We start from the raw sequence: 486 nt of genomic DNA on the forward strand, positions 1-486 counted from the left end.
GATCAAACTCGCGGATGCGCCCGGCCGCTATATCATGCTGCGGCTTGAACGGTGACATCTTCAGCGTCCCCTCAAGACCGTCAAACGCACCGAGATAGTTAAAGCTTATTTCTGGGTCTTTATAAAGAATGTTTCGCGAATATCTCAGCAGCCCGTAGCCGGTTCCGTGATGAGGAACCCGTCTCATCATGTCTTTTACCGTCTTTATGCGGTGCGCGGTTGTTTCCCCTGAGCCGTCCGGCACTCTCATATCCAAAAGCACCGGGTAAACAGATGTAAACCAGCCCGCCGTTCTTGACATATCAATGTCAGGAATATGCCCCTGGCGTCCGTGTCCTTCAGTGCTGATAAGGATCTGTTCGGAACCCGTCCACTCATGAAGCGTCATTCCAAGCGCCGTTAAAAGCAATTCATGAACATCCGTTCCGTACGCCTGCTGTGTTTCCATCAGCAGCTGCTTCGTGACTTCGCTGCTTAATATCCATG

1 protein-coding gene is annotated in these 486 nt (G+C 51.4%); it reads right to left on the reverse strand.

Annotated features, from left to right (window positions below; genetic code table 11):
* Positions 1–486 (reverse strand): condensation domain-containing protein (locus tag SB658_RS21840; protein ID WP_410602272.1); only part of this gene is annotated, 486 nt, incomplete at both ends.

This window comes from Bacillus sp. SIMBA_008 (assembly GCF_046535495.1).
In the GTDB taxonomy this organism is placed as follows: domain Bacteria; phylum Bacillota; class Bacilli; order Bacillales; family Bacillaceae; genus Bacillus; species Bacillus subtilis.